The sequence below is a fragment of the Loigolactobacillus backii genome, assembly GCF_003946275.1.
Classification (GTDB): domain Bacteria; phylum Bacillota; class Bacilli; order Lactobacillales; family Lactobacillaceae; genus Loigolactobacillus; species Loigolactobacillus backii.
Genome location: NZ_RHNQ01000120.1, coordinates 1 through 2,598 on the forward strand (window position 1 = coordinate 1; position 2,598 = coordinate 2,598).

Sequence of the window (2,598 nt, forward strand, 5' to 3'; positions counted from 1 at the left end):
CCTTTGGTTTTCGCAACTATCACCATTTAGTTTCACGGATCAAACTACAACAAATGCGCACCAAACCAAATAAAAAAACAGCATTAGAAGTTGCCTAACTTCTAACACTGTAAAATTGGCTATCAACAGGATTTGACAGAGAGCCATTTAATTTAGCGCAATTCATTGGTCAATTTTTGCTCAGTACACGTAACTTATTTTTGCATTTGTTGTAACTTTTGCATCATTTGTTGTTGTGCTTGTTGCTGAGCCTTTTGTTCTAATTGTTGTGTTAGAGCCTTTTGTTGACTCTTAGACATACTTGGATCTTTTGTCATTGCTTCTTTGACCTGTGTTTCAATCGCAGTCTTCATCTGTTTCTGGGCTGCCGTCGCTTGTTTTTGTAATTGCTTTGCTTGTTTAGTGCTTAAAACTAACCAGTTATTGCCAACTTTAAACGTATTAGTTCGTTCTTTGTATTGATTATCAGCATCTAAACCGGCATACATTGCTTTAAAGAAATTATTTTTGAATACATAATGCGTTGTCTTAGTAACCAACTTCGCCGTTTTTGTACTTCCAGATTTGACTACCTTATTGGTTGTCTTTTCATCTGCTTGGGTTGTTGTTGGCTTCTTCTGCGTTTTATCAGTCTTATAGATATAGACTTTTTCTTTACCATTACCTAATGGTTGGTAAAGTAGCATATTGATATTAGCACCCTTCATATCAGCTGCCGAAGCAATTGATTTTTCAGTGGTCGTTGTTTTTTCTTTCATACCATAATGATTATTATCCGTTGCAGATATTGATGTAATTGGCCAAATCAAAATGGCAAGTGCCAAAACAATTAAAACATTACGTAGCCAACCACTTTTAAGTCCAATTGTGAAAACTGCAAATAAAATGGCACCAACAATAATTAATACAATTATCATTATTTGTCACCTCCTGTTACGGTAGCACCGCGCTTATCTTTCAAGAAGAAGGCAATAACTAAACCTATAACACAGAAAATTGCGGCGACTAGAAAGGCTGAATGATAGCCTGTCAAAACAGCATTAATTGCACCAGTCTTATAGTGTAACGGTGTTGCGTGTAAAACATGCTTACTTGGCATTGAATTGCTTGTTTGATTAGATAAGACACTAATTAAAATAGCAGTCCCAACTGCACTGGCAACCTGCCGAACAGTGTTATTAACGGCAGTACCTTGACTAATCATATTAAACGGTAATGCGTTCATCCCAGACGTTGTCGTTGGCATCATAACCATTGAGATACCAAACATCCGAACGGCATAGAATAATGAAACAACTAAAATAGGTGATGACTGCGTTAAGCCCATATATGGAATTGTTCCAATTGTAAGAAGCGTCATCCCAACAATTGCCAAACGTTTGGCACCGATTTTATCAAAGAGTTGGCCGGTAACAGGACTCATTACCCCCATCATAATGGCACCTGGTAATAGGATTAATCCAGAATGGAAGGCCGATTCACCACGAACCGTTTGAATATACAAAGGTAATACCATTTCTGCCCCAACCATGGCCATCATAACAACTGATGACAAAATTGTGGCAATCGTAAATTCAGATGACTTAAAAACACGTAGTTCCAAGAAAGGTTTCTTCATGGTTAATTGACGCCAGCCAAAGAGTCCAATAAACACGATCCCAATAGCTAAGCCCCAAACAACGATGGAACTACCCCAACCTTTATCGCCAACTTCGGAAAAACCGTATAATAACGATCCAAAACCGATTGTTGATAAAACTGCGGAAAGAACATCTAAGGAAGTTTTATTTGTTTCCAAAACTTTACGCATAAAGAAGAATGCGGCAATAATAACAAGAATAGAAATTGGTAAGATCATTCCGAAAAGGACCCGCCAATTGTAGGTATCAATAATCCAGCCAGAAAGCGTCGGCCCAATAGCTGGTGCTAGCCCAATTGCTAATCCAGTAGCCCCCATGGCCGCCCCACGTTTCTCTGGTGGAAAAATTGAAAGTGCCAGCGTCTGCGTTAATGGCATTGAAATACCAACACCCACGGCTTCAACTAGGCGCCCTGAAAGCAGGATTGAAAAGTTAGGTGCCACGTAACACATCCAAGTTCCGATCGTAAATATCGTCATTGCACTAATATATAAGTATTTACTATTAAAACGATTAATCAACCACGCAGTAATCGGAATCATAATTCCGTTAACTAATGTAAAACCAGTTGTTAACCACTGGACGGTCGACGTTGAAACACTAAATGCCTTTTCTAAGGTTGGATAAGCAGTTGCAAGTAATGTCTGCGTTAAAACAGTTCCAAAAGTTCCGATGATGACTGTTGCAAGTAACAAGTTACGGTTATATGGCTTGCCATTTGCGTCAGTTGGTTGATTCTTTGCCATGTTTCAAGGCCTTCTTTCATAAAAAGTACTGAGAATGACTATAATACCTTTGAATTTAGTTGTCAAGTAAATTGACAATAGTTTTAATAAAGTTGACAATGACGTTAAGGTTGTTATAATCAATGTCATTGTAGGTACGCGTGGTGCTAGTTTGTAATAATACAAAAAAATTAACAAAAAAGTCCAACACAGTTAGACTCATAAGTGACTAA

The 2,598-nt window shown here is 38.0% G+C and carries 2 protein-coding genes; both read right to left on the reverse strand.

Annotation, left to right across the window (positions count from 1 at the left end):
• Positions 1–194: 194 nt before the first annotated feature.
• On the reverse strand, positions 195–917 hold the full coding sequence (locus EKM61_RS11725) for a DUF4811 domain-containing protein (RefSeq protein ID WP_068225930.1): 723 nt from the start codon (positions 915–917) through the stop codon (positions 195–197).
• Entirely contained in the window at positions 917–2,386 is a 1,470-nt protein-coding gene (locus EKM61_RS11730) for an MDR family MFS transporter (RefSeq protein WP_068377162.1), read from the reverse strand. Before EKM61_RS11730 ends, EKM61_RS11725 begins: the two co-directional genes overlap by 1 nt.
• Positions 2,387–2,598: the final 212 nt, after the last annotated feature.